Origin of the sequence: Streptomyces sp. ID05-39B (assembly GCF_033794725.1) — a bacterium.
Taxonomy (GTDB): domain Bacteria; phylum Actinomycetota; class Actinomycetes; order Streptomycetales; family Streptomycetaceae; genus Streptomyces; species Streptomyces bobili.
In genome coordinates, this window is sequence record NZ_JARGEF010000131.1 from 1 (window position 1) to 21839 (window position 21839).

A 21839-nucleotide genomic window follows, 5' to 3' on the forward strand; every position below is an offset into this window, starting at 1 on the left:
GGGTGGGGGTGGGCATCGGGGCTCCTTCCGAACTAACCACTGAAGGGTACGTGACTGGTTGACGCCGTCGCGTCTAACCCCTAACCTAAGCCACAGAGGTTAGAACGCCACATACTGACGCTTCCGTCGAAGGAGATCCCTGTCATGACCCTGCGCACCGGGCACATCGGCCTGAACGTCACCGACCTCGACCGCTCCCTCGCCTTCTACCGGGACGTCCTCGGCTTCGCCCTCGTCGGAGAGGGCAAGGAGGAGGGCCGGCGGTACGCCTTCCTCGGGGACGGCGAGCGGCTCGTCCTCACCCTCTGGCAGCAGGCGCAGGGGGCGTACGACGCAGCCCGCGCCGGACTGCACCACCTCGCCTTCGAGGCCGACTCGGTCGAGCGTGTCCGGGAGTCCGAGGCGGCCCTGCGGGCCCACGGCGCCGACTTCGCCCACGAGGGAGTCGTCGCCCACCACGAGGGCGCGGCCTCCGGCGGGATCTTCTTCCACGACCCCGACGGCACCCGCCTGGAGATCTCGGTCTCCGACGGGGTCGGCGGAGCCCCGGCGCCCGGCGACGCGTCCGCTCCGACCTGCGGCTTCTTCTAGACCCCGGACGGACCAGCTCACGGATCACGTCACGGTCACTTCGCGCAGCACGTCACGGATCAGGTCACGGATCACGTCACGGACAAGGTCAGGGATCACGTCATGGGCATCTACCACGCGGGCTCGCGCACCCTCCAGGACCGGTTCGGGGTGCGCGACCTCGCCGACCACGTCGGCCGGTCCGTCGGCGAGGGCATCCGGTCCGTCGCCGCCGCCTTCCTGGAACTCCAGCCGCAACTCGTGCTGGCCGCCGCCGACCCCGGGAGCGGAGCCGTATGGGCCTCGGTGATCGCGGGCACGCCCGGCTTCGTGCGGGCCACCGGTCCCCGGCAGATCTCCGTCGCGGGAGGGCCGGCCCCCGCCGACCCGCTCGCGGCGGCCCTTGCCACCCCGCACACCCCCGTCGGCACGATCGCCCTCGACCCGCGCACCCGCCGCCGTATGCGCCTCAACGGGCGGCTGCGGCCCACCCCGCGCGGCTTCGCAGTCGACGCCGACCAGGTGTTCGCCAACTGCCCCAAGTACCTCCAGAAGCGGGAGACCTACGAGACGGTGTCCGGCCGTCCATCCGGACCGCCCCAACGCGGCGGCGAACTCACCCAGGACCAGGCCGGGTTCGTCACCGCCGCCGACACCTTCTTCCTCGCCAGCGTCCGCGAGGGCGGCGCCGACGCCAGTCACCGCGGCGGCAACCCCGGCTTCGTACGGGTCGTCTCACCGGGCGAACTGGCCTGGCGGGACTACCCCGGCAACGCCATGTTCCTGAGCCTCGGCAACCTCATGGCCGACCCGCGCGCCGGGCTGCTGTTCCTCGACTGGGCGACGGGGCGCACCCTCCAGCTCACCGGGGAGGCCCGCACCGAGTTCGGCCCCGACGGCGAGCGCACGGTCCGCTTCACCGTGACGCACACCCTCGACACTCCCGCCGCGCTCCCCCTGCGCTGGTCCGCGCCCGAATACTCACCTGCCAACCCCAACGGTGACCGCTAACGTCTCGGTGTGCGAAAGACGTTGAGGGTGGCGGCCTACGCCGTGTGCGTCCGGGACGGACAACTCCTGCTGGCCCGCTCGCCCGCGCCCGACGGCACCCCGGAGTGGGTGCTGCCCGGCGGCGGCATGGAACACGGCGAGGACCCGCACGACACCGTCGTACGGGAACTGGAGGAGGAGACCGGCTACCACGTCGAGGTGACCGCTCTCCTCGGCATGGACTCCTCCCGCCGCACCTTCCACCGCGGCGGCCTGCGCGGCCCCGTCGACCACCACGGGGTGCGGATCGTCTACGAGGCCCGGGTGACCGGCGGCCGGCTGCGCAACGAGATCGGCGGATCGACCGACCTGGCCGCCTGGCACGACCTGAGCGCCGTACCGGAACTGACCCGGATCCGGCTGGTCGACGTGGCGCTGGAACTGTGGCGCGAGCGGCCCGTGAGCGGGCGGGTGACGACATGAGGAGGGGCCGCCGGGTCGAACCCGGTGGCCCCTCCTCTCCCCTCCTGGCGCCGCCCCGGTCCGTCACTACCGGGGCAGCACCACGACATACGCCGCCGGATCGCGGTCCCCCGACGCCATCAGCGCCGTCCGCACCACCGCCGCCTGCTGCTCCATCCCGTCCCGGAGCTTCTTCGGCGTGATGTGCACGACCGTGATACCCAGCCGCTCCAGATGCTCCCTCTTGCGGGCGTACTCCGACCAGAGCGCGTCCTCGTCCTGACGCGGGGCCCGCGTGTCCAGCTCCACCGCCACCGCCTGCTCCGGCCAGTACGCGTCCAGACCGCCGAGGTGCGGGCCGCCCGGCAGCCGCAGGTCCACGTTCCACACCGGGTCCGGCAGGCCGAACTCCCGCACCATCGTGTAGAGACGGTCCTCGGCGATGGCCCGCCCCTCCGCCAGCAGCGAGTCCACCGCGTCCACCACGTGCGGCCGGCTCAGCAACTTGGCGTTGTTCAACTCCCGTACGATCGAGGCCGGTTCGCAGTGCCCGCCTCGCACCGCCTCCGACAGCAGCCGCCGTACCGCTCCCGCGTCCGTCAGCTGGGACACCGCGTCCGTCAGGGCGCGCGGCACCGGCGCCACCGGAACCCCCGTGGCCTCCTCCGGGGCCGGCAGGGACGCGGCGCGCAGGACGTGCGCGCAGCCCGTCGACCGCAGCCGGCGCAGCCGGGGCACCAGGACGTCGACGCGGTCCAGGGAGAGCAGCGGCGGCGCGGAGGTGAAGCCGTGCAGGGTCAGTGCCGCCAGCCCCGTGATCATCGCCTCGCGGTACACGGGCCGGTGCGGCTGCCCCGGCTCCGGCTGGGCGGGCACGCCGGACGCCGTCACCTCGCGGGCCGCGTACATCAGCACCGCGTGCAGCCGCTCCTCACTGGTCGGCGGTCCCGGGTGGAGCAGGTACACGCCGGGCAGGAGCTGCTGCCAGGGGCCGCCGGACCGGCACTGCTCGTTCATCTCGGCCGGGGACACGCCGTGCGAGCGGAGCTGGGCGGTGGTCAGTACCCGCCGCTGCACCTCCGAGAGGTGACGCAGGGGGCGGGCGGCGGCCTGGGGGAGGGGGGTGTTGTGGTTCATGACCCGGAGGTTCCCGCCCCTGATCCCTCCTGTAACCGCTGTTACACACCCGTCGACAAATCCGGACAAGCTCGTCCTAAAGGACGGATGTTCGGATGCCGAGTAGGCGCCGAAAACCCCTGGTCCATTCGGTGGAAGCCAGGGGTTACGGGTCGGATTGACGGAATTCCGTAACGGTCACCGTCCGCCGGATCTCAGGCCAAAGGTCAGCGGCCGGCCCCGCTCGCCGCGTCGCACGCCTGTCCGCGCAGCCCCCGCGCAAGGTCGTCCCGCGCCTCCAGCACCAGCCTGCGCAGGGCGGGCGGCGCCGACTCGTGCGCGGCGAGCCACGCGTCCGTCGCCGCCAGCGTCTGCGGGGAGTCCAGCAGCCCCGGGAACAGGCCCTTGACCACGTTCATCGCGATCTGGATGGACCGCTCCTCCCAGATCCGCCCGATCACCGCGAAGTACTTCTCCGCGTACGGGGCGAGCAGCTCGCGCTGCGAGGGCTGCTGGAAGCCGGCGATGGTCGCCTCGACCAGCGCGTTGGACAGCGCGTCCGACGCGACGAGCTGCACCCAGGCCTGCGCCTTGACCTCCGCCGCCGGACGGGCGGCGAGACAGCGCACCTGGTGCCGCTTGCCGGACGCGGTGTCGTCACGGGCCAGCTCCGCCGCCAGGACGCCCTCGTCGGCGCGGCCGTGCGCGGCCAGCGGCCCCAGGAACGCCCAGCGCAGCTCCTGGTCCACCTCCAGGCCGTCGATCTTCGCCGAGCCCTCCAGCAGCGCGCCGAGCAGGTCGAGGTCGGCCGGGCCGGACGCCACCGAGGCGAAGAACCGCGCCCACGCCAGCTGGTGCTCGCTGCCCGGCTCCGCCGACCGCAGCTCCGCCAGCGCGCCCTGCGCGAGCAGCCGCTCACCGGCCGCCCGCCAGTCGGGCGCCGCGTAGTGCGCCAGCGCCGAGTCCGCCCACGCGTGCAGCATCTGGAGCACGCCGATGTCGCTCTCGCGCCCCGCGAACCGCAGCACCAGCTCGACGAAGTCCCTCGCGGGCAGCAGCGCGTCGCGCGTCATGTTCCACAGCGCCGACCAGCACAGCGCGCGGGCCAGCGGGTCGGTGATGTCCCCGAGGGACTCCCTGAGCGCCGCAAGCGAGGTCTCGTCGAACCGGATCTTGCAGTACGTCAGATCGTCGTCGTTGACCAGGACCAGATCCGGCGCCTGAGCGCCCGCCAGCTCGGTCACGATCGTCCGCGGTCCCTCGACGTCCGCCTCGGCGCGCGCGTACCGCACGAGACGCCCGTCCACCCGCCGGTACAGGCCGATCGCCACCCGGTGCGGCCGCAGCTCCGGGTGCGACTCCGCCGCCTCCTGGAGCACCGCCAGCTCGTCGATCCGCCCCTCGGCGTCCAGCAGCACCTGCGGGGTCAGCGAGTTCACCCCGGCCGTCTGGAGCCAGGACCGCGCCCATACGGCCATGTCCCGGCCGCTGGTCTCGCCCAGCACCGACAGCAGGTCGCCCAGGCGGGTGTTGCCGTAGGCGTGCCGCTTGAAGTAGCGGCGGGCGCCCTCAAGAAACGCGTCCTGCCCGACGTACGCCACCAGCTGCTTGAGCACCGAGGCGCCCTTGGCGTAGGTGATGCCGTCGAAGTTGAGCTTGGCGTCCTGGAGGTCGCGGATGTCGGCGGTGACCGGGTGCGTGGAGGGCAGCTGGTCGGCCCGGTAGGCCCACGCCTTGCGGCGGTTGGCGAAGGTGATCCAGCCGTCGGTGAAGCGGGTCGCGCCAACCAGCGCGAAGGAGCCCATGAAGTCCGCGAAGGACTCCTTCAGCCACAGGTCGTCCCACCACTCCATGGTGACCAGGTCGCCGAACCACATGTGCGCCATCTCGTGCAGGATGACGTTGGCCCGCGCCTCGTACGACGCCTGGGTCACCTTGCCCCGGAAGATGTACTCCTCGCGGAAGGTGACCAGCCCCGGGTTCTCCATCGCCCCCAGGTTGTACTCGGGCACGAAGGCCTGGTCGTACTTCCCGAAGGGGTACGGGTAGTCGAAGTGGTCGTGGAAGAAGTCCAGGCCCTGCTTGGTGACGAGGAAGACGTCGTCGGAGTCGAAGTAGGGCGCGAGGCCCTTGCGGCACAGGGCGCCGAGCGGGATCTCCAGCGTCGTACCGTCCGCCAGCTCACGCGTGTAGGAGTCCGTCACGTAGTGGTAGGGGCCCGCCACCACACAGGTGATGTACGTCGAGATCGGCTTGGTCTCCTCGAACCGCCATACCCCGTCCGCCTGTTCGCCGGCGCCGTTGCTCCACACCACCCACTCCTTCGGCGCCCGCACCTCGAAGCGGAACGGCGCCTTGAGGTCGGGCTGCTCGAAGCCCGCGAAGACGCGGCGCGCGTCGGCCGGCTCGTACTGGGTGTAGAGGTAGACCTCGCCGTCCTCGGGGTCGACGAAGCGGTGCAGACCCTCGCCGGTGCGCGAGTAGGCGCACCGCGCGTCGACGACCAGCTCGTTCTCGGCGGCGAGGTCGTCGAGCCTGATCCGGGAGCCGTCGAAGACCTCGCCGGGGTCGAGGTCGCGGCCGTTGAGGGAGAGGGCCGTCACGCTCGGCGCGATCAGGTCGGCGAAGCTGGACGCTCCGGGCTCGTTGCAGCGGAAGCGAACCGTGGTGACGGAGCGGAAGGTGCGCGGAGCCTCGTCGCCCTCCGCCACGGCGGAGCGCACGTCGAGGGACACGTCGTACCCGTCGACGGACAGCAGGGCGGCCCGCTCCCGGGCCTCGTCGCGGGACAGGTTCTCACCGGGCACGGGCGGCACTCCTCGGGCGGTGTTCGGCATGTGGACAGGACCGATCCTGCCATGCGCCCCTGACGGGCGGCAGCAGGGAATGGGGTGGGGTGCGGACGGTGTTCCTCCTTTCGATCGAACGCTTTCCTGAGGAGACCCATGTCCGAGACCAGCTCCGCCAAGACGCCCGTCGACTTCTGGTTCGACCCCCTGTGCCCCTGGGCCTGGATGACCTCCCGGTGGGTGCTGGAGGTGGAGAAGGCGCGGGACATCGAGGTGCGCTGGCACATCATGAGCCTGTCCGTGCTCAACGAGGACAAGATCGACCAGCTTCCCGAGGAGTACCGGGAGATGCTCGAGACCAAGGCGTGGAAGCCGGTGCGGGTGGCGACGGCGGCCTGGCAGAAGCACGGCGCGGACGTCCTCGGCCCCCTCTACGAGGCGCTCGGCACCCGCTTCCACAACAACGGCGAGGGCGCGACCCTGGAGGCCATCGCCGGAGCTCTCGAGGACACCGGACTTCCCGCCGACCTCATCGAGTACGCCGAGCAGGAGCCCTTCGAGTTCGAGGCCGAACTGCGCGCCTCGCACAAGGAGGGCATCGACAAGGTCGGCCAGGAGGTCGGCACCCCGGTCATCGCCGTGCCCGGCGCCGACGGCGAGCAGATCGCCTTCTTCGGCCCCGTCGTCACACCCGCCCCCAAGGGCGAGGACGCCCTGCGCCTGTGGGACGGCACCCTCGCGGTCGCCTCGGTGCCCGGCTTCTACGAGATCAAGCGGACCCGTACCAAGGGCCCGGACTTCAGCAACCTGTAGACCCCGGCAGCACCCTGTGGCCCCGGGTCGGCCCACCGGCGTGAACGCCCCCGCGAGCCGTGCTCGCGGGGGCACCATGTCTTCCATGACGGAGTTCTACGGCCGTCGCAGCAGCCCCCGGTCCAGCGCCACCACCACCGCGCGGGTCCGGTCGTTGACGTCCAGCTTGGCGAACAGCCGCAGCAGATGCGTCTTCACGGTGGCCTCCGTGATGACCAGACGCCTGCCGATCTCGGCGTTGGTCAGCCCGTCGGCCACCGCGTTCAGCACCTCGCTCTCCCGCGCGGTCAGCGGGTCGTGGACCGGGCGCCGCAGCCGGGCGACCAGCTTCTCCGCCACCCGCGGCGCCAGCACCGTCTCCCCGCGCGCCGCCGCCCGGATCGCGTCGACGAGCTGCTCGCGCGTGGTGTCCTTCAGCAGATAGCCGATGGCCCCGGCCTCCACCCCGCGCTCGATCTCCGCGTCGGTGTCGTACGTCGTCAGGATCAGCACGCGGGTGCGCGGGTACCGGGCGACGATCTCGGTGGTGGTCGCCACCCCGTCCAGCACCGGCATCCGCAGGTCGACGAGGGCCACGTCCGGGTCGTACCGCTCGACGAGCGAGAGGGCGGCCCGCCCGTCGCCCGCCTCGCCGACGATCTCGATGCCGTCCTCGCCGGCCAGCAGCGCGATCACCCCCGCCCGCATCACGGTGTGGTCGTCGACCACGACCACCCGCAGTCCCGCACCGCTCATGCCGTCCCCTCCGTGCCCCCGGCGAGGGGGACCGTCGCCAGGATCCTCGTGCCGTCGCCGACCGAGCTGGTGACCGTCAGCCGCCCGCCCAGCTCCGCCAACCGCTTGCGCATCCCGTCCAGACCGAACCCGGTGGACTCCTCCACCACGAACCCGGTGCCGTCGTCGGTGATCTCCAGCTCCACCCCGTACGGCAGCCGTGCCAGGACCACCCCGACCGTGGAGGCGCGGGCGTGCTTGCGCACGTTGGCCAGCGACTCCTGCGTGCAGCGAAGCAGCGCGATCCGGGTCTGCTGATCGCACTCGGGGTCCGCCAGCTCGGCCTCCACGGTGAGCCCGGTGTCCTCGGCGAACCGGTCCAGCACCCGGCGCAACGTACCGGCCACCGACCCCGCCGCCACCTGCCCGGGACTTCCGCCCGACCCCACCAGTTCCCGGGCCTCCGCGAGGTTCTCGCGGGCCGTCGACTCGATCGACCGCAGCTGCTGGGCGCTGCGACCCGGATCGGCCGCCAGGCCCGCCCGTGCCGCCTCGGCGAGGACCACGATGGAGGCGAAGCCCTGCGCGAGGGTGTCGTGGATCTCCCGCGCCAGCCGCTCCCGTTCGTCGGCCGCGCCCTGCCGCTGGTGCGCCGCCGACAGCTGGGCCTGCGCCCGCTCCAACTCGTCTATCAACCGGGCCCGTTCGGTGCTCTGCTCGACCACCGAGTGCGCCCACAGGCCGATCAGCACCCCGACCGCGACGACGATCAGCGTGGACACGGCCGTCTCGCCGAGAAACTCCGCCGACCAGCCCAGCTGCAGCCAACTGCCCAGCAGGGTCGTGAAGGTGGTGAGCCCGAGGAACCCCATGGAGGCCCTCGGGGTCCGCCCGAACATCCAGTAGTGCGGCAGCGTCACCATGAACAGCGCCGCGTAGCTGGTGCGCAGATACGCCAGTCCGCCCAGCGCGAGCGCCAGTACGGCGAGGTAGCCGTGCGGGCGGACGATCCGGTTGCCGGGGAAGCGGTCGAGGAGCGCGTAGCCGAGCACGACGCAGCCCAGCAGGCCGAGCGCCCCGTACATCTGCCCGCCGGGCCGGCCCATCGCGGCGATGCCGAAGGCCATGGCGGCGAACAGCACCCAGCACACCGTGTTCCAGCGGCGCAGGGAGGTGGCCCAGAAGGTGTCGGCGGAGGGGCCGGTCAGCGCGGTCATACCGGTCAACGTACGTCGACCGCCGCCCGCTCAGGAGCCGTTCGCTCCCGCGGGGCCGGCGCCGCGGGCCGTACCGGCCACCAGGTGCGCTCGCCGAGCAGCAGCATCGCCGACGGCAGCACCAGGATCCGTACGACGAAGGCGTCCAGCAGGACGGCCGCGGCGAGGACGAAGCCGATCTGCTTCATCTCGATGATGTGCAGGAAGACGAAGCTCACGAACACCGTGGTCATCACGGCCGCCGCGCTGGTCACCACGCTCGCCGAGCTGCGGATCCCGTCGAGCACCGCCTGCCGGGTCGGGGTGCCGTCGAGGACGGCCTCACGGATCCGGCTGACCACGAACACCTGGTAGTCCATGGACAGACCGAACAGGATCACGAACAGGAACAGCGGGACGCGCGAGCCGATCGACCCGGTGGACGTGAAGTCGAGAAGACCCTGCGCCCACGTCCCCTGGAAGACGAGGACGAGCAGGCCGAGCGCGGCCGCAGCCGACAGCAGGTTCAGCACGACGCCGATCAGGGCGAGGACGACCGAGCGGAACGCGTACAGGGTCATCAGGAATGTGACCAGGAGCAACGCCCCCAGTACCAGCGGGAGTTTGCCGTTCTGGTGGGCCGGATAGTCGGCGTAGCGGGCCACGTCACCGCTGACGCCGTACTCGGCGCCGGGGATCCGGCCGACCGTGGCGGGCAGGTAGGTGTCCCGCAGATGGTCGAGGGAGGCGTGGGCCTCGTCGGAGTTGCCCAGATGCCCCACGTTCAGTTCGAGGGTGCTGGTGCGGTGGTCGGCGGAGGTACGCAGCCGGGACGTGCCGGTGAACAGCGGGTCGGCGTCGGCCCGTTCGGTCAGCTCGCGCAGGGCGCCGGCTACCTGGGCGGCACGGGAGGCGTCGGCGCGGACCACCACCTGGTGGGTGACGCGCCGCTCGGGGAACGTGTCGTTGAGCCGGTCGTACACCCGCATCGCGGGAATGTCGCGGGAGTGCGTGTCGCGGCTCATCTCCGTGATGTGCAGCCCGGCCAGCGGGACGACGAGCGCGAGCAGGGCGAGGACGGACACGCACAGGGTGGCCAGCGGATGCCGGGCGGCGGGGCGCAGCAGCGCCGTCCAGAGCCGGCCGCCGCCGGTGGCACGGGTGCGCCGGGCCGGCTTTCCGCGGGCGGCCCGCCGCTCCGCCCGGCGCTCGGCGCGCCGGCCCAGCACGGTCAGCAGCGCGGGCAGCGCGGTCAGGGAACTGGCTACGGCGACCAGGACGACCACGACGGTGCCGGTGGCGAGGGAGGAGAAGATGACGTCCGACGCCAGGTAGAGGGTGGCCGTGGAGGCGACGACCGCGAGCCCGGAGACCACGACGGCCCGGCCCGAGGTGGCCGCCGCCAGCTCCACCAGCGCCTCGGCGCTCAGCCGGCCCTCACCGCGGGCCCGCTCCTCGCGCTCGCGCTTCAGATAGAACAGCGTGTAGTCGACGCCGACGGCGAGACCGATCATCAGGATGACGTTGGTGCCGACGCCCGCGTCGGGGGAGAGGTGCGAGGCCACCATCGACAGGCCGACGGCCGCCGCGATCGAGGACAGCGCCAGCAGCAGCGGTACGGCGGCCATGGTGAGCGACCCGAAGACGACCAGCAGGGTGAGCAGGGTGACCGGCAGCGTGATCTTCTCGGAGAGGGCCAGGTCGGCGCTCCGCTGGGCGTCGACCCCCTTGCTGATGGAGGGACTTCCGGTCTCCTGCAGGAGCAGGCCGGGATGAAGCTTTTGCACGGCGGCCGTCTGCGCGGTCAGCGCGTCGACCTTGTCCTTGGCGTCCCGTTCCTCGCCTTTCAGCGCCACCTCGACCAGCAGGGTGCGGCCGTCGGCGGAACGGACCGGGGCGGCGACGGCCGCCACGTCCGGGAGCCGTTCCATGCGGGCGGTGAGGTCCCGTACGGCCGCCGCCGAGGCCCCCTCGTCCAGGGCGCCCGACCGGGCCGAGATCAGCACCTGCTCGGTGGATCTGCGCTCCAGCAGGCCCTCGGCGGCCAGGGCCTCGGCGCGGCCGGCCTCGCCGACCCGGTAGTCGGCGGTGCGGGCGCTGTTCGTGCCGACGGCGCTGCCGGCGCCCAGGCACAGGGCCACGAACAGCAGCCAGCCGAGGACCGCCCGCCAGGGGTGCCGGGCACTGCTCCGTGCCACGCGCACAGTGAGTGAGTTCATGCCCCAAAGCCTGGTCGGCGGGGGTGGCCGGCCGGCAGAGGTGACCGGTGGAACCTGCCGTCCACCGATCGGTTGACCCGGAGGAGGGGGAAAACCCCCGCGAGTCATGTCCTCGCGGGGGTCTCCTTCCTTCCGCCCGCCGCCGTGAAGGGTGAGAAGACGATCACGAGGCGGGACGCGGGGCGGCGCCTACGGCGCGAGCAGCAGCACGTCGGCGCGGGACTTCGCGGCCAGGTAACGGCGCTGTACGTCCTGCCAGTCGACCACCTGCCACATGGCCTCGATGAAGTCGACCTTCTGGTTGCGGTACTGGAGGTAGAAGGCGTGCTCCCAGGCGTCGAAGACGAGGATCGGTACGGAACCCTGGCCGACGTTGCCCTGGTGGTCGTAGACCTGCTCGACGATCAGCCGGCCGCTGAGCGGCTCGTGGGCGAGGACGCCCCAGCCGGAGCCCTGGGTGGTCGCGGAGGCCTTGGTCAGCTGGGCCTTGAACCCGGCGAAGGAGCCGAAGGACTCGGTGATGGCGTCCGCCAGCTCGCCCACGCCGTCCACCGCGAGGGGTTCGCCGCCGCCCTCGCCGGTCATGTTCTGCCAGTAGACCGAGTGCAGGATGTGCCCGGAGAGGTGGAACGCGAGGTTCTTCTCCAGCCCGTTGACCGCACCCCACAGCTCCTTGTCGCGCGCCTCCGCGAGCTGCTCCAGCGTGTCGTTGGCGCCCTTCACATAGGCGGCGTGGTGTTTGTCGTGGTGCAGCTCGATGATCTCGGGGCTGATCACGGGGGCGAGCGCGGAGTAGTCGTACGGCAGTTCAGGAAGCGTGTAGACGGGCATGGCGGGGTTCCCCTCCGAACCTTATTGCAAAGAGGTTGCAAGTGCAGGCTAGCAACAACAAGGCGGATGGTGGCAAGCAAGGGCAGACCATGACCGACAAAAAAGAGGCCCCCACGTGTCGCTCACGTGGGGGCCCCTCGCGCCTGACGACCGGCGCAGACCTTCGCGCGCCTTCGCTGCCAGGCGTATCCGCCGAGCGCCACAGGAGGGCCGTCATCGCCACTGTCGAGTACAACAGCCGCATCACCAGCATCACCTGCATCACGAGGAGGCCGGAGAGGGCGTAGCCAGGACGATCGAGGAACCGGCGGCGGCGATGCCCGCCCCGGAACCGAGGAAGAGGCCGGCGCCGATGACGCCGCCGAGGGCGGTCATCGACAGATGGCGCTGCTTGAGGCCGTGCGCGTTTTGCCCTCTCACGCATTGGACGAGCCGCGCCCATGCCCAGCACCACGGTCGGGACTCCACCGGAGTCCGACGACGTCTCCCCGGTCCGGGCAGCCCGTCCGCTCAGGCGAACGGACTGCCCACTGTCCGGGCGTGCCCGGTACGCGCTGTGCCTAGGCCGCTACGGAGGTGTAGTGCGCGGCGTCGCCCTCCACCGGGCGGCTCTCCCGGCCGTCGATGCCCACCGGGACGTCACCGGCCACGGTCACCCGGTGCAGCCGCCGGGGCCGCCGGTCGTAGTTGTCGACGGCGTAGTGCTGGGTGATGCGGTTGTCGAACAGGACGAGCTGGTTCGGCGACCAGCGGTGGCGCAGGATGTTCTCCGGCCGCGTGACATAGGACTGGAGCAGGTCCAGGATCGTGCGGGACTCGCCCACCGACAGCCCCACGATCCGCTGCGCGAACCCGCCGATGAACAGCCCCCGCTCACCCGTCAGCGGGTGCACCCGGACCACCGGGTGCGCGGTGCGGTACTTGATGGACGTGAACCGGGCGCGCTGGGCGGCCCGTTCCTCGTCGATGTCCTCGGCGGGCACCGCGTAGTCGTAGTCGTTGGTGTGCTCCGCCCACAGTCCGTCCGCGAGTCGCCGCAGCGGCTCCGGGAGCTGCCGGTAGGCCGCCGCCGAACTGGCGATCAGCGTCTCGCCGCCGTACGGCGGGAGGGTGAGGCTGCGCAGGGTGCTGGCCTGCGGCGGGTTGAGGACGAAGGTGACGTCGGTGTGCCAGTGGTTGGCGCTGCCCTGCTCGCTGTCGACGGGCAGCACGTTCGGGGCGCCGTCGACGGCGGGCACCGTCGGGTGGGCGGTGGTGAGGTCGCCGAAGTGGCGGGCGAAGGCCTGCTGGCCCTCGTCGTCGAGGTGGACGTCGTCGAAGACGAGCGCCTTGTGGACGTTGAGCGCCTCGCGGAGCGCGGCGACCGTCTCGCCGTCCAGCGGCTTGGAGATGTCGACGCCGAAGACATGGGCGCCGATGTGCGCGGTGACCTTGCGGAGGTCGAGAGTCATGACAGGACGTCCTTTCAGACGAGGGCGGAGGAGAGGGCGCAGGAGGGAGCGGAGGGGGTCGGCCGGGTGTACTGGTTGGCGGGGCGCGGGAGGCCGTACCTCTCGCGCAGGGTCCGGCGGGGGCCGTACTCGGTGCGCAGCAGGCCGCGGGCGCGCAGCAGCGGGACGACGTGGTCGACGAAGGCGTCCAGGCCGGACGGCAGCAGCGCGGGCATGATGTTGAAGCCGTCGGCGGCGCTGTGCGTGAACCAGGTCTCGATCGCGTCGGCGACCTGCCCGGGCGTGCCGGTGAAGGTGAGGTGCCCGCGCCCGCCGCCCAGGCGCCCGATCAGCTGCCGCACGGTGAGCCGCTCGCGCCGGGCCAGCTCCACCACGAGGGTGTAGCGGCTCTTGGCGCCCTCGATGGCGTCCTCCGGCGGCAGATCGGCGGGCAGCCCCGAGTCCAACGCGAGCGTGCCGTCCTCCAGTTGGAGGAGCTGCTCCAGCCGCCGCACGCCGTGCGCGTGCACGATGTGCTCCTCCAGCTCCCGCTCGTGCGCCCGCGCCTCGGCCTCCGTAGAGCCGATCACCGGGACGATTCCCGGCAGCACCTTGAGGTGTCCGGGATCCCGCCCTGCCCGGACGGTCCGCGCCTTGAGGTCGGTGTAGAAGGCCTGCGCGTCGGCGAGGGTCTGCTGCGCGGTGAACACCGCCTCCGCGTACCGGGCGGCGAAGGCCTTGCCGTCCTCGGAGGAGCCCGCCTGCACCAGCAGCGGGTAACCCTGCGGTGTGCGGGGCACGTTGAGGGCCCCCTCGACGCTGAAGTACCTGCCCCGGTGCCGGGGCGGGTGGATCTTCGCGTCGTCGCCCCAGACGCCGGCCGCCTTGTCGGCGACGATCGCGTCGTCCTCCCAGCTGTCCCACAGCTTCAGCGCCACGTCGAGAAACTCGGCGGCCCGCGCGTACCGTTCGGCGTGGGCCGGTTCCGCGTCGAGACCGAAGTTGCGGGCGGCCTCGGCACCGGCGGTGGTGACGATGTTCCAGCCGGCCCGGCCGCCGCTGACGATGTCCAGCGAGGCGAACCTTCGGGCCAGGTTGTAGGGCGAGTTGTAGGACGTGGACGCGGTGGCGATCAGACCGATGTGCTCGGTCGCCGTGGCCAGCGCGGTCAGCAGCGTGAGCGGCTCCAGCGCCCCGGCGGGCCGCTGCGCGACCGTCCCCCACAGCTGCGGCCCGTCGGCGAGGAACAGCGAGTCGAAGGTGCCGCGTTCGGCGATCCGTGCCAGGTGGACGTAGTGCGCGAGGTCGACGTGGGCGTACGGGTCGCTCTCGGGGAGCCGCCAGGACGCCTCGTGGTGGCCGGTGTTCATCAGGAACGCGTTGAGGTGGAGTGTTCTCGTGGTCACTGGTGGTCCTCCGTGACGCCCAGGGCGGCGAGCAGTTGTTCGCGGTACTCGCCGAGCAGCGGATCCCGGTACGAGCGTGGGTGCGGGCGGTCGATGGTCAGGTCGAGGCCGATACGGCCCTGGTCGAGGACGAGGACCCGGTCGGCGAGCACGATCGCCTCGTCCACGTCGTGGGTGACGAGCAGCACGGACGGCCGGTGCCGCTCCCACAGCTCCCGCAGCAGGGTGTGCATCCTGATACGGGTGAGGGCGTCCAGCGCGCCGAACGGCTCGTCGGCCAGCAGCAGTTCGGGCTCGCGTACGAGCGAGCGGGCCAGCGCGGCCCGCTGGGCCTCGCCGCCGGACAACTCGTTGGGCCAGGCCCGCTCACGGCCCGCGAGACCCACCTCGGCGAGCGCCTCCCGGCCCCGCTCCTCGGCGGCCTTGCCGTCGAGCCCGAGCAGGACGTTGGCCAGCACCCGCCGCCAGGGCAGCAGCCGGGAGTCCTGGAAGACGACGGACACCCGCTCCGGGGCCGTCAGCCGCCCGCTGCCGCTCACCTCGTGGTCGAGTCCGGCGACCGCCCGCAGCAGGGTGCTCTTCCCGGACCCGCTGTGCCCGAGCAGGGCCACGAACTGACCTGCGGGGATGTCCAGGTCGACGCCGTCCAGGACGCTACGCCCCTCGAAGGACCGGGTGAGACCCTCCAGCCGTACGGCGGGACGGGTCGATGCCGGACGGGTCAGCTGCTCAGTGTGCGGCGCCATGACAGCACCCTCCGTTCGATGAGACGGACCACGCTGTCGGAGATCAGGCCGAAGACGCCGTAGACGACGAGGCCGACGAGGATGACGTCCGACTGGCCGTAGTTCTGGGCCTGGAACATCAGGTAGCCGAGGCCGCTGGTGGCGTTGATCTGCTCCAGGACCACCAGCCCCAGCCACGACCCGGTCACCCCGAGCCGCAGCCCGACGAAGAAGCCGGGCAGCGCGCCGGGGACGACGATCTCGCGGATGAAGGCGAGCTTCGACAGCCCCTGCACCTCGGCGAGTTCGACGAAGCGGTGGTCGATGCCGGACAGCGCGGCATGCGTGTTCAGGTAGATCGGGATGTAGACGACGATGGCGATGATCGCGATCTTGAAGGTCTCGCCGATGCCCAGCCAGAGGATGAACAGCGGGATCAGGCCGAGCGTCGGGATCGCCCGGTTGAGGTTGACCGTCCCGTCGATCAGCGCCTCCCCGGTCCGGGTCAGCCCGGACGCCAGCGCCAGCAGCACCCCGGCGGTCAGGCCGATCGCGAAACCGGACCCGGCCCGTTGCAGCGAGGTGAGGATGTCGTCGGTCAGCGTGCCGTCGGTCCACAGCCGGGCCCCGGTCTCCAGCACCGTCCAGGGTGCGGGCACGGCACCGGGGTCGAGCCGGCCGGCGGCCGAGGCGGCGGCCCACAGGGCGAGCAGCAGCAGTGGCCCGGTGAGCCGGGCGGCGGGCAGCCGTCGGCCGGGGGCGAGGCCGCGGCGGCGGGTGCCGGGCCGCTCGTCGGCGACGGCGGCGCGGGTGTGCTTCTGTGGAGGAGCGGTGGTCACGGTCGTCGTGGTCGTCGTGGTCATGGCGGTCACTTCCGGTACTCGGCCGGTACGGACGCGGCGGCGATGCCCTCGAAGCGGTGGTCGAAGAGCGTGCCGACGTCGAACCTCCTCACGAAGCCGCCCTCGGCGAGCAGATCGGCGGTCTCCTGCTCCCAGGCGATGGCCTCAGTCCAACTCGGCGGGAACAACGGCTTGTTGGCGAGGGCGGTGACGGCGCGGGCCTGGGGGAGGGTGAGGTTTTGCGTCTTGACGTAGAACTCCTCGTTCCAGACGCCCGGGTGCTCGTAACTCCAGACCTGGCCCTGGGCCCATCGCGGGATGTACGCGGCGACCGCCGCCGCCTTGGCCCGGTCGTTCAGCACGGAGACCGGCGCCCACAGCAGGTTGAGCAGGTCGACGACGTCGGTGGCGATCGTTCGGGCACCCTTGGACTCGTACTGCGCGAGATACGCCGGCGCCTGCGTGTTGCCCAGCGGGGCGATGTCGACCTGGCCCGACTGGAGGGCGGTCAGGAACTGGTTGCTGGTCAGCGGGACCAGGTCGACGTCGTCGTACGCCAGGCCCGCCCTCTTCAGCGCCCGCAGCAGGACGACACCCTGCGCCTGCCCCTGCGAGAAGGCGAGTTTGCGGCCCTTGAAATCCGCGATGTCACGGATGTCGCTGCCGGGCTTGGTGGCGAAGAGATAGTTCGGCTTGCGCGTGACGTTGATCGCGACGATCTTCGCGTCGAATCCCTGGTAATGCGCCTGGATCGGCGGAATACCCGCGTTGTTGGCGACGTCGAGGGACTTCGCGCGAAACGCGTTGATGACATCGGGACCGGCCCCGATGTTCAGCCAGCCCGACACCTTGAACGGCGGATCGGGCAGGTTCGCCAGCTTGAACTGGAGCTGCTGCACATTCTGGTAGGAGGCGATCTTCAAGCTGGTGCCGGCCGGCACCTTGTCGGCGAGAGGGGCGGTGGAGGCCCCCTCGGACCCGGCGGCCGCACTGCTCTCGGCGCAGCCGCTCAGCCCGGCGGCAGCGGCGGTGACCCCGAGCAGCGAGGTGAGGAAGAGGCGCCGGTCGACACCGGACGCACGGGAAACGGGCATGACGGAACTCCCTGAGGGAAAGGCAGGACAAAGCGCCGTACGAAGGCGGGAAAGCGTGCGTGATTCCGGGCCGGAAAAGGCCCGCGAAGGGAATTCACGCAGGAGGGGAAGAGCGCTCTGGGCGCGTCAACGCGTCAGCAACAAAGGGTGCGACAGCTCATGAGGAAGATGCTCCTGTTCCCGGACGGTGCCTGTCAACATCCGGAGTTTCTGAATTAATTCGGCTGAGGTGAGGAGGCCTGGGAAGCGGCCGCGGAGGCCGCGGTGAAGCGGCCGTGGAAGTAGCCGTGGAAGTAGCCGTCGAAGTCCCGCCCAGCAAGCTCAGCGGGTCCCGGTACAGCACGTCCAGGGCCACCGCCCCGCCCGCCACCGCGAGCACCGTGTCCGGAAAACTGGTCGGCGACACCGAGGCAGCCCGCTCCGCCCCCACCTCCGCCCGCAGCGCGGCCAGACAGTCCGCCCGGAACATGGCCCCCACCTCGGTGACGACCACGCTCTCCGGGTTGAGCACGTCCAGCAGCAGCCCGGCCGCCCGCCCCGTCATCCGCGCCCGCTCCAGCAGCAGCCGTACGGCCACCGCGTCGCCGTCGGCCGCGGCGGCGACCACGTGCATCGGATTCGTCCCGTCGGTCAGGCCGGCGGCGCGGGCCCGCCGGCACAACGTCCGCTCGCTCAGCTCCGCCTGGAGGCAGCCGGTGCGCCCGCAGTCGCACGGCTCGGTGCCGCCGGCCAACGGCAGATGGGCGATGGCGCCCGCCTGCGAACGCGGCCCGTGATGCACCTGGTCATGGGTGGCGAACGCCGCGTCGACCATGTTCCCGACGAACAGATGCAGCAGACTGCGGCTGCCGCGGGCCCGCCCGAACAACCGCTCCGCGTCCACCAACGCCCGCGCGTGCCCGTCCACATGGACCGGCAGGCCCGTACGAGCGCCGACCAGTTCACGCACCGGCACGTCCCGCCACCCCAGCAGCGGATGGTCGACGACGGTCCCCGAATCCCGGTCCACCCATCCGCCCACGGCCACCCCCACCCCCAGCGGGTGGCGGCCCGACGCCTTCGCGCACAGCGCGGCCAGCCCCTCGGCGGCCCGCGCCAGCACCACGGCCGGCTCGGTGCCCCGGTGCTTCACCTCCCGCCGCGCCAGCACCCGCCCCCGCAGATCGAGCAGCGCGACCGTCGTGTACGGCACGGCCACATGAACCCCGCCCACCACGAACCGCGTGCCGTCCAGGTCCACGGGGACGTGTGGCCGGCCGACGCCGTTGCTGCGCCGCGGCAGATCGGCCTCCCGGACCAGCCCCAGCCCGGCGAGGCGGGCGCAGTGGTCGGTGACGGAGGCGGGGGACAGCCCGGTCAGCCGGGCGATGGTGCTGCGCGCCACCGGCCCGTGCTCCAGCACGGACCGCAGGATCACACTGGCGCTCGTACGCCGCCGGTCACGGTCGGCGACACGCGGAACGGGGTTGAAGGCAACGGGAACTGTCGCGGTATGGGGCATGGCGATTCCTCAAGGGCCGGTCCGACACTGCGCCGTCGTCGTACGAGGCGCCACGGATCGGCTCCGCCCGCCTCAGACCGGAGGGCGACAGGCGGCCGCGCCCACGCGTCGCAGATCGACGTGGCGACGCGAGCGGAAGTTCAGGGCCTGGGCAACCATGCGCCCGAAACTAACAAAGCCGCCGACCGCTGCCCAGGCGGCGACCGACGGGTGAGACGGCGGTGGTCCCGTCGCCGAGACGGATGCCCGCGCGCCCGGACGCCCCGCCCGGTCCGATTGGCGAAACCCCACAGACGCCCGCCGAGCGCCCCGCGTTGCCGCCACCACCCCACCTCAGTGACCAGGGTCACGCCGTACCGCGTGTAGCCGCCCGCCTTTGTCCGGAGCCCACCAAGCCCGTGCTCGCCCGTTTGTCGACCACTGACGGAGATCGGTCCGAGTCCCCTGGGATAGCGTCACGGTGTCCCCGAACCGCACCTACCTCGCGGAGTCCCCATGAGCACCGCCGCCGCCACCTCCGTCAGCCCCGGACGGGTCCTCGCCGACCTGATCCCGGCCTCCCGCGTCCGCGACATCGCGCTCGTGCTCGGCGGCGCCGCGCTCACCGGAATCGCCGCCCAGATCGCGGTCCCCGTGCCCGGCTCCCCGGTGCCGGTGACCGGCCAGACCTTCGCCGCCCTGCTGGTCGGCACGACCCTCGGCGCCCGGCGCGGCTTCCTCTCCCTCGCCGTCTACGCCCTGGTCGGCATGGCGGGCGTGCCGTGGTTCGCCGAGGGCGGCTCCGGCGCCGGCGCGGTCTCCTTCGGCTACGTCCTCGGCATGATCCTCGCCTCGACGGTGGTCGGCGCCCTCGCCCGCCGCGGCGCCGACCGCTCGGTCGCGCGCATGGCGGGCACGATGCTGGTGGGCTCGGCGATCATCTACGCGATCGGCGTGCCCTACCTCGCCTACGCCGCCGACATCTCCGCCTCCGCCGCGATCGCGGCCGGGCTGACCCCCTTCCTGATCGGCGACGCCCTCAAGGCGGCCCTGGCGATGGGTCTGCTGCCCACCGCCTGGAAGCTCATCGAGCGCTGAGACGGCGGAAGTCCGCCGGAGAGGCTCGCCGGGCCACCGAGAGGTGACCATGGCGGGCCTCTCCCGCGTTCCCGCCGGTACCGCCTCAGCGCCCCTGGGGCCGCGGCCGTCGCCGGGACCACCACACCCCGGTGGCGCCCGCCGTGAGCAGGGCGGCGCCGACGGCGCCGAGCGGCAGGACGTCCCGTCCGGGAGCGCCGGTGCGGGGCAGTTCGCCGCCCTCCGGTGCCACGGGCGTGTTGTCGGTGCCGAGGAGCAGCGGCGTGGCGGGCGCGTTCGGCGACGGGTTCGTCGTACCGAAGGGCACCGGCCCCTGCTGCCAGAACGTCTTGGACCCGTCCGAGGTCTGCACGGGCAGACAGATCTTCCCGGTGCTGCCGAGATCGAAGGTCGCGGCGGCGGCATACGACTTCGAGGCACCGGCCGCCAGATTGTCGATGGGGCAGGAAAAACCGCTGTTGGAGCCCTCCGGCAGATCTCCTTCCGCAATCTGCGAACAGCCCGGAACGCCGGTGACCTTCAGCCCGTCGAAACCGACGACCAAAAGCCGAATAGCGCCGCTCTCCTTGGTTCCGCCATTTTTCACGGTGGCGGTGATCGTCGTTTTCCGCGACCCGTTGTCGACCGAGATCTTCTCGGCCAGCAGCGTGGTCAGTTCGACGCCCGCGGGCGCCTGGTCGACGGACTTTCCCCCCTTGTCGCTGCCGGGTTCCGGGCCCCTCGCCACGGCAGGCACGGTAAGGATCATCACCGCCGAGAAAGATGCGGTGACCAGCGATCCGGCGATGGCCGTCATGCGACGAGAACTCATGTTCGTCCCCCTTGGGTGCGCCTGAATTCGCACTACCCGAAGAGGTACCACAAGATTTCTCCGCACTATGCTGGCACGGCATCAAGTGTGACCATTGTGTGCCGGTGGAAGGCAATGGAGGGGGTGCGGGACGTTGCCGGGAAACAGGGGAGTAGCGGGAAATGCGGGAGGCCCGGGAAATTGGGGTGATCCGAGGGTCGCGGGATCCCTGGGGAATTCGGGACCACCGGGAAGTTCGGAACCGCCGGGACCCCCGGGAAACCGGGAGCCGTCGGGAGCGTCGGGAGCGCCGGGACGGTCGGGAAATCCGGGAAACGCGCGAAATGCGGAAACTCCGCGGACTCCGGGGCCCGGCGGGGATTCGCGTGGCGTGAGGGGCGGCGAAGGTGTCCCCGGGCTGCTGGTGGCGGGGCGCTACCGGTTGGTGGAGAGCATCGGAGAGGGAGGCATGGGGCGGGTGTGGCGGGCCGTCGACGAGATGCTCGACCGGCTCGTCGCCGTGAAGGAGATGCGCATGGACGGCATCGACGTGGAGGACTCCCGCACCCGCCGCGAACGCACCCTGCGCGAGGCCAGGGCGACGGCCCGCATCGACCACCCCCACGTCGTCCGCGTCTACGACGTCGTCGACGAGGGCGAACGCCTCTGGATCGTCATGGAGTTGGTGGCCGGCCGCAGCCTGGAGCGGATCACGGCCGAGACGGGCCCCCTCGGCCCGCGCGAGACGGCCCGGATCGGCCTCGGCCTGGTCGCGGCCCTGCGGCAGGTGCACGCGCGGGGCGTCCTGCACCGCGACATCAAACCGGGCAACGTGCTGGTGGAGGACGCCGGACAGCGCGTCGTCCTCACAGACTTCGGCATCGCCGCCCTCCAGGACGCGAAGGCGCTGACGATCGTCGGCATGCTCGTCGGCTCCCCCGACTACATGGCCCCCGAGCGCATCGCCGGCCGCCCCCAGGGCCCGCCCTCCGACATCTGGTCCCTGGGCGCCACCCTCTGCGCGGCCCTGGCCGGCCACTCCCCCTTCTCCCGCGAGACGACCCTGGCCACCCTGCACGCCGTCCTCTACGAGGAGCCGCAACTCCCCGCTCGGGCAGGACCGTTGCGGGAGATCCTCGCGGCAGCCCTGGAGAAGGAGCCCACCCTGCGGGCCGGCCTGGCGGACCTCGAATCAGCCCTGCGCCTGGTGGCGGACCCCCCACCGCCGGTGGCCCATGAGGAGGAACCACCGCCCCCGACCCTGATACGCGCCC

At 71.8% G+C, this 21839-nt stretch carries 19 protein-coding genes and 1 pseudogene; 6 read left to right on the plus strand and 14 right to left on the minus strand.

Annotation, left to right across the window (positions count from 1 at the left end):
* Nucleotides 1–144 precede the first annotated feature (144 nt).
* The 3 genes from P1P75_RS25190 (at nucleotide 145) to P1P75_RS25200 (ending at nucleotide 2043) form a co-directional block, all read left to right on the plus strand.
* Nucleotides 145–591: a VOC family protein gene (locus tag P1P75_RS25190; protein WP_319259077.1), complete on the plus strand. Its 447-nt coding sequence runs from the start codon at nucleotides 145–147 to the stop codon at nucleotides 589–591.
* 102 nt (nucleotides 592–693) lie between these two features.
* Nucleotides 694–1581 (plus strand): pyridoxamine 5'-phosphate oxidase family protein, encoded by an 888-nt coding sequence (locus P1P75_RS25195; RefSeq protein ID WP_319259079.1) that lies wholly within the window; start codon nucleotides 694–696, stop codon nucleotides 1579–1581.
* 9 nt (nucleotides 1582–1590) lie between these two features.
* Nucleotides 1591–2043, plus strand: a complete 453-nt coding sequence (locus tag P1P75_RS25200; RefSeq protein WP_319259081.1) for an NUDIX hydrolase — start codon at nucleotides 1591–1593, stop codon at nucleotides 2041–2043.
* A 66-nt stretch (nucleotides 2044–2109) separates the two neighbouring features.
* On the opposite strand, the gene P1P75_RS25205 is transcribed toward P1P75_RS25200, so the two are convergent.
* Together P1P75_RS25205 and pepN are read right to left on the minus strand one after the other, a co-directional pair.
* Complete coding sequence (locus P1P75_RS25205) at nucleotides 2110–3159, minus strand: hypothetical protein (RefSeq protein WP_319259083.1); 1050 nt, start codon at nucleotides 3157–3159, stop codon at nucleotides 2110–2112.
* 206 nt (nucleotides 3160–3365) lie between these two features.
* Nucleotides 3366–5945, minus strand: a complete 2580-nt coding sequence (gene pepN / locus P1P75_RS25210) for an aminopeptidase N (protein ID WP_319259085.1) — start codon at nucleotides 5943–5945, stop codon at nucleotides 3366–3368.
* Between the two features lie 138 nt (nucleotides 5946–6083).
* Here pepN and P1P75_RS25215 point away from each other — a divergent pair, with 138 nt between their 5' ends.
* Nucleotides 6084–6740: a DsbA family protein gene (locus P1P75_RS25215; RefSeq protein ID WP_319259088.1), complete on the plus strand. Its 657-nt coding sequence runs from the start codon at nucleotides 6084–6086 to the stop codon at nucleotides 6738–6740.
* 96 nt (nucleotides 6741–6836) lie between these two features.
* On the opposite strand, the gene P1P75_RS25220 is transcribed toward P1P75_RS25215, so the two are convergent.
* The 11 genes and pseudogenes from P1P75_RS25220 to P1P75_RS25270 form a co-directional block, all read right to left on the minus strand.
* The gene (locus P1P75_RS25220) at nucleotides 6837–7475 is read right to left on the minus strand and encodes a response regulator transcription factor (RefSeq protein ID WP_319259091.1); all 639 of its coding nucleotides are present in this window, start codon (nucleotides 7473–7475) and stop codon (nucleotides 6837–6839) included.
* Nucleotides 7472–8671 carry a sensor histidine kinase gene (locus tag P1P75_RS25225; RefSeq protein ID WP_319259094.1) on the minus strand — a complete coding sequence of 400 codons (1200 nt, stop codon included), beginning with the start codon at nucleotides 8669–8671 and terminating at the stop codon, nucleotides 7472–7474. Before P1P75_RS25225 ends, P1P75_RS25220 begins: the two co-directional genes overlap by 4 nt.
* Before the next feature lie 5 nt (nucleotides 8672–8676).
* A complete protein-coding gene (locus tag P1P75_RS25230; RefSeq protein WP_319259097.1) occupies nucleotides 8677–10869 on the minus strand; it encodes an MMPL family transporter in 2193 nt (730 codons plus the stop codon).
* Between the two features lie 189 nt (nucleotides 10870–11058).
* Nucleotides 11059–11700, minus strand: a complete 642-nt coding sequence (locus tag P1P75_RS25235; RefSeq protein ID WP_319259100.1) for a superoxide dismutase — start codon at nucleotides 11698–11700, stop codon at nucleotides 11059–11061.
* Between the two features lie 232 nt (nucleotides 11701–11932).
* Nucleotides 11933–12120 (minus strand): annotated as a pseudogene (locus tag P1P75_RS25240) (hypothetical protein); the annotation flags it as partial.
* A gap of 140 nt (nucleotides 12121–12260) precedes the next feature.
* Complete coding sequence (locus tag P1P75_RS25245) at nucleotides 12261–13151, minus strand: TauD/TfdA family dioxygenase (RefSeq protein WP_319259102.1); 891 nt, start codon at nucleotides 13149–13151, stop codon at nucleotides 12261–12263.
* 14 nt (nucleotides 13152–13165) lie between these two features.
* Nucleotides 13166–14536 carry an LLM class flavin-dependent oxidoreductase gene (locus tag P1P75_RS25250; RefSeq protein WP_319259106.1) on the minus strand — a complete coding sequence of 457 codons (1371 nt, stop codon included), beginning with the start codon at nucleotides 14534–14536 and terminating at the stop codon, nucleotides 13166–13168.
* A complete protein-coding gene (locus P1P75_RS25255; RefSeq protein ID WP_319259110.1) occupies nucleotides 14533–15282 on the minus strand; it encodes an ABC transporter ATP-binding protein in 750 nt (249 codons plus the stop codon). The genes P1P75_RS25250 and P1P75_RS25255 overlap by 4 nt, the downstream gene beginning before the upstream one ends.
* Nucleotides 15258–16133, minus strand: a complete 876-nt coding sequence (locus tag P1P75_RS25260) for an ABC transporter permease (protein WP_319259113.1) — start codon at nucleotides 16131–16133, stop codon at nucleotides 15258–15260. Before P1P75_RS25260 ends, P1P75_RS25255 begins: the two co-directional genes overlap by 25 nt.
* On the minus strand, nucleotides 16130–17197 hold the full coding sequence (locus P1P75_RS25265; protein ID WP_319259116.1) for an ABC transporter substrate-binding protein: 1068 nt from the start codon (nucleotides 17195–17197) through the stop codon (nucleotides 16130–16132). Before P1P75_RS25265 ends, P1P75_RS25260 begins: the two co-directional genes overlap by 4 nt.
* Nucleotides 17198–17354: 157 nt before the next feature.
* Nucleotides 17355–18698, minus strand: a complete 1344-nt coding sequence (locus tag P1P75_RS25270; RefSeq protein ID WP_319259119.1) for an ROK family transcriptional regulator — start codon at nucleotides 18696–18698, stop codon at nucleotides 17355–17357.
* Between the two features lie 495 nt (nucleotides 18699–19193).
* Here P1P75_RS25270 and P1P75_RS25275 point away from each other — a divergent pair, with 495 nt between their 5' ends.
* The gene (locus P1P75_RS25275) at nucleotides 19194–19775 is read left to right on the plus strand and encodes a biotin transporter BioY (protein WP_319259122.1); all 582 of its coding nucleotides are present in this window, start codon (nucleotides 19194–19196) and stop codon (nucleotides 19773–19775) included.
* Nucleotides 19776–19860: 85 nt separating this feature from the next.
* Here P1P75_RS25275 and P1P75_RS25280 read toward each other — a convergent pair whose 3' ends face one another.
* The gene (locus P1P75_RS25280; protein ID WP_319259125.1) at nucleotides 19861–20586 is read right to left on the minus strand and encodes a hypothetical protein; all 726 of its coding nucleotides are present in this window, start codon (nucleotides 20584–20586) and stop codon (nucleotides 19861–19863) included.
* A 448-nt stretch (nucleotides 20587–21034) separates the two neighbouring features.
* Here P1P75_RS25280 and P1P75_RS25285 point away from each other — a divergent pair.
* The coding region (locus P1P75_RS25285; RefSeq protein WP_319259126.1) for a serine/threonine-protein kinase at nucleotides 21035–21839 on the plus strand (805 nt) is incomplete at its 3' end.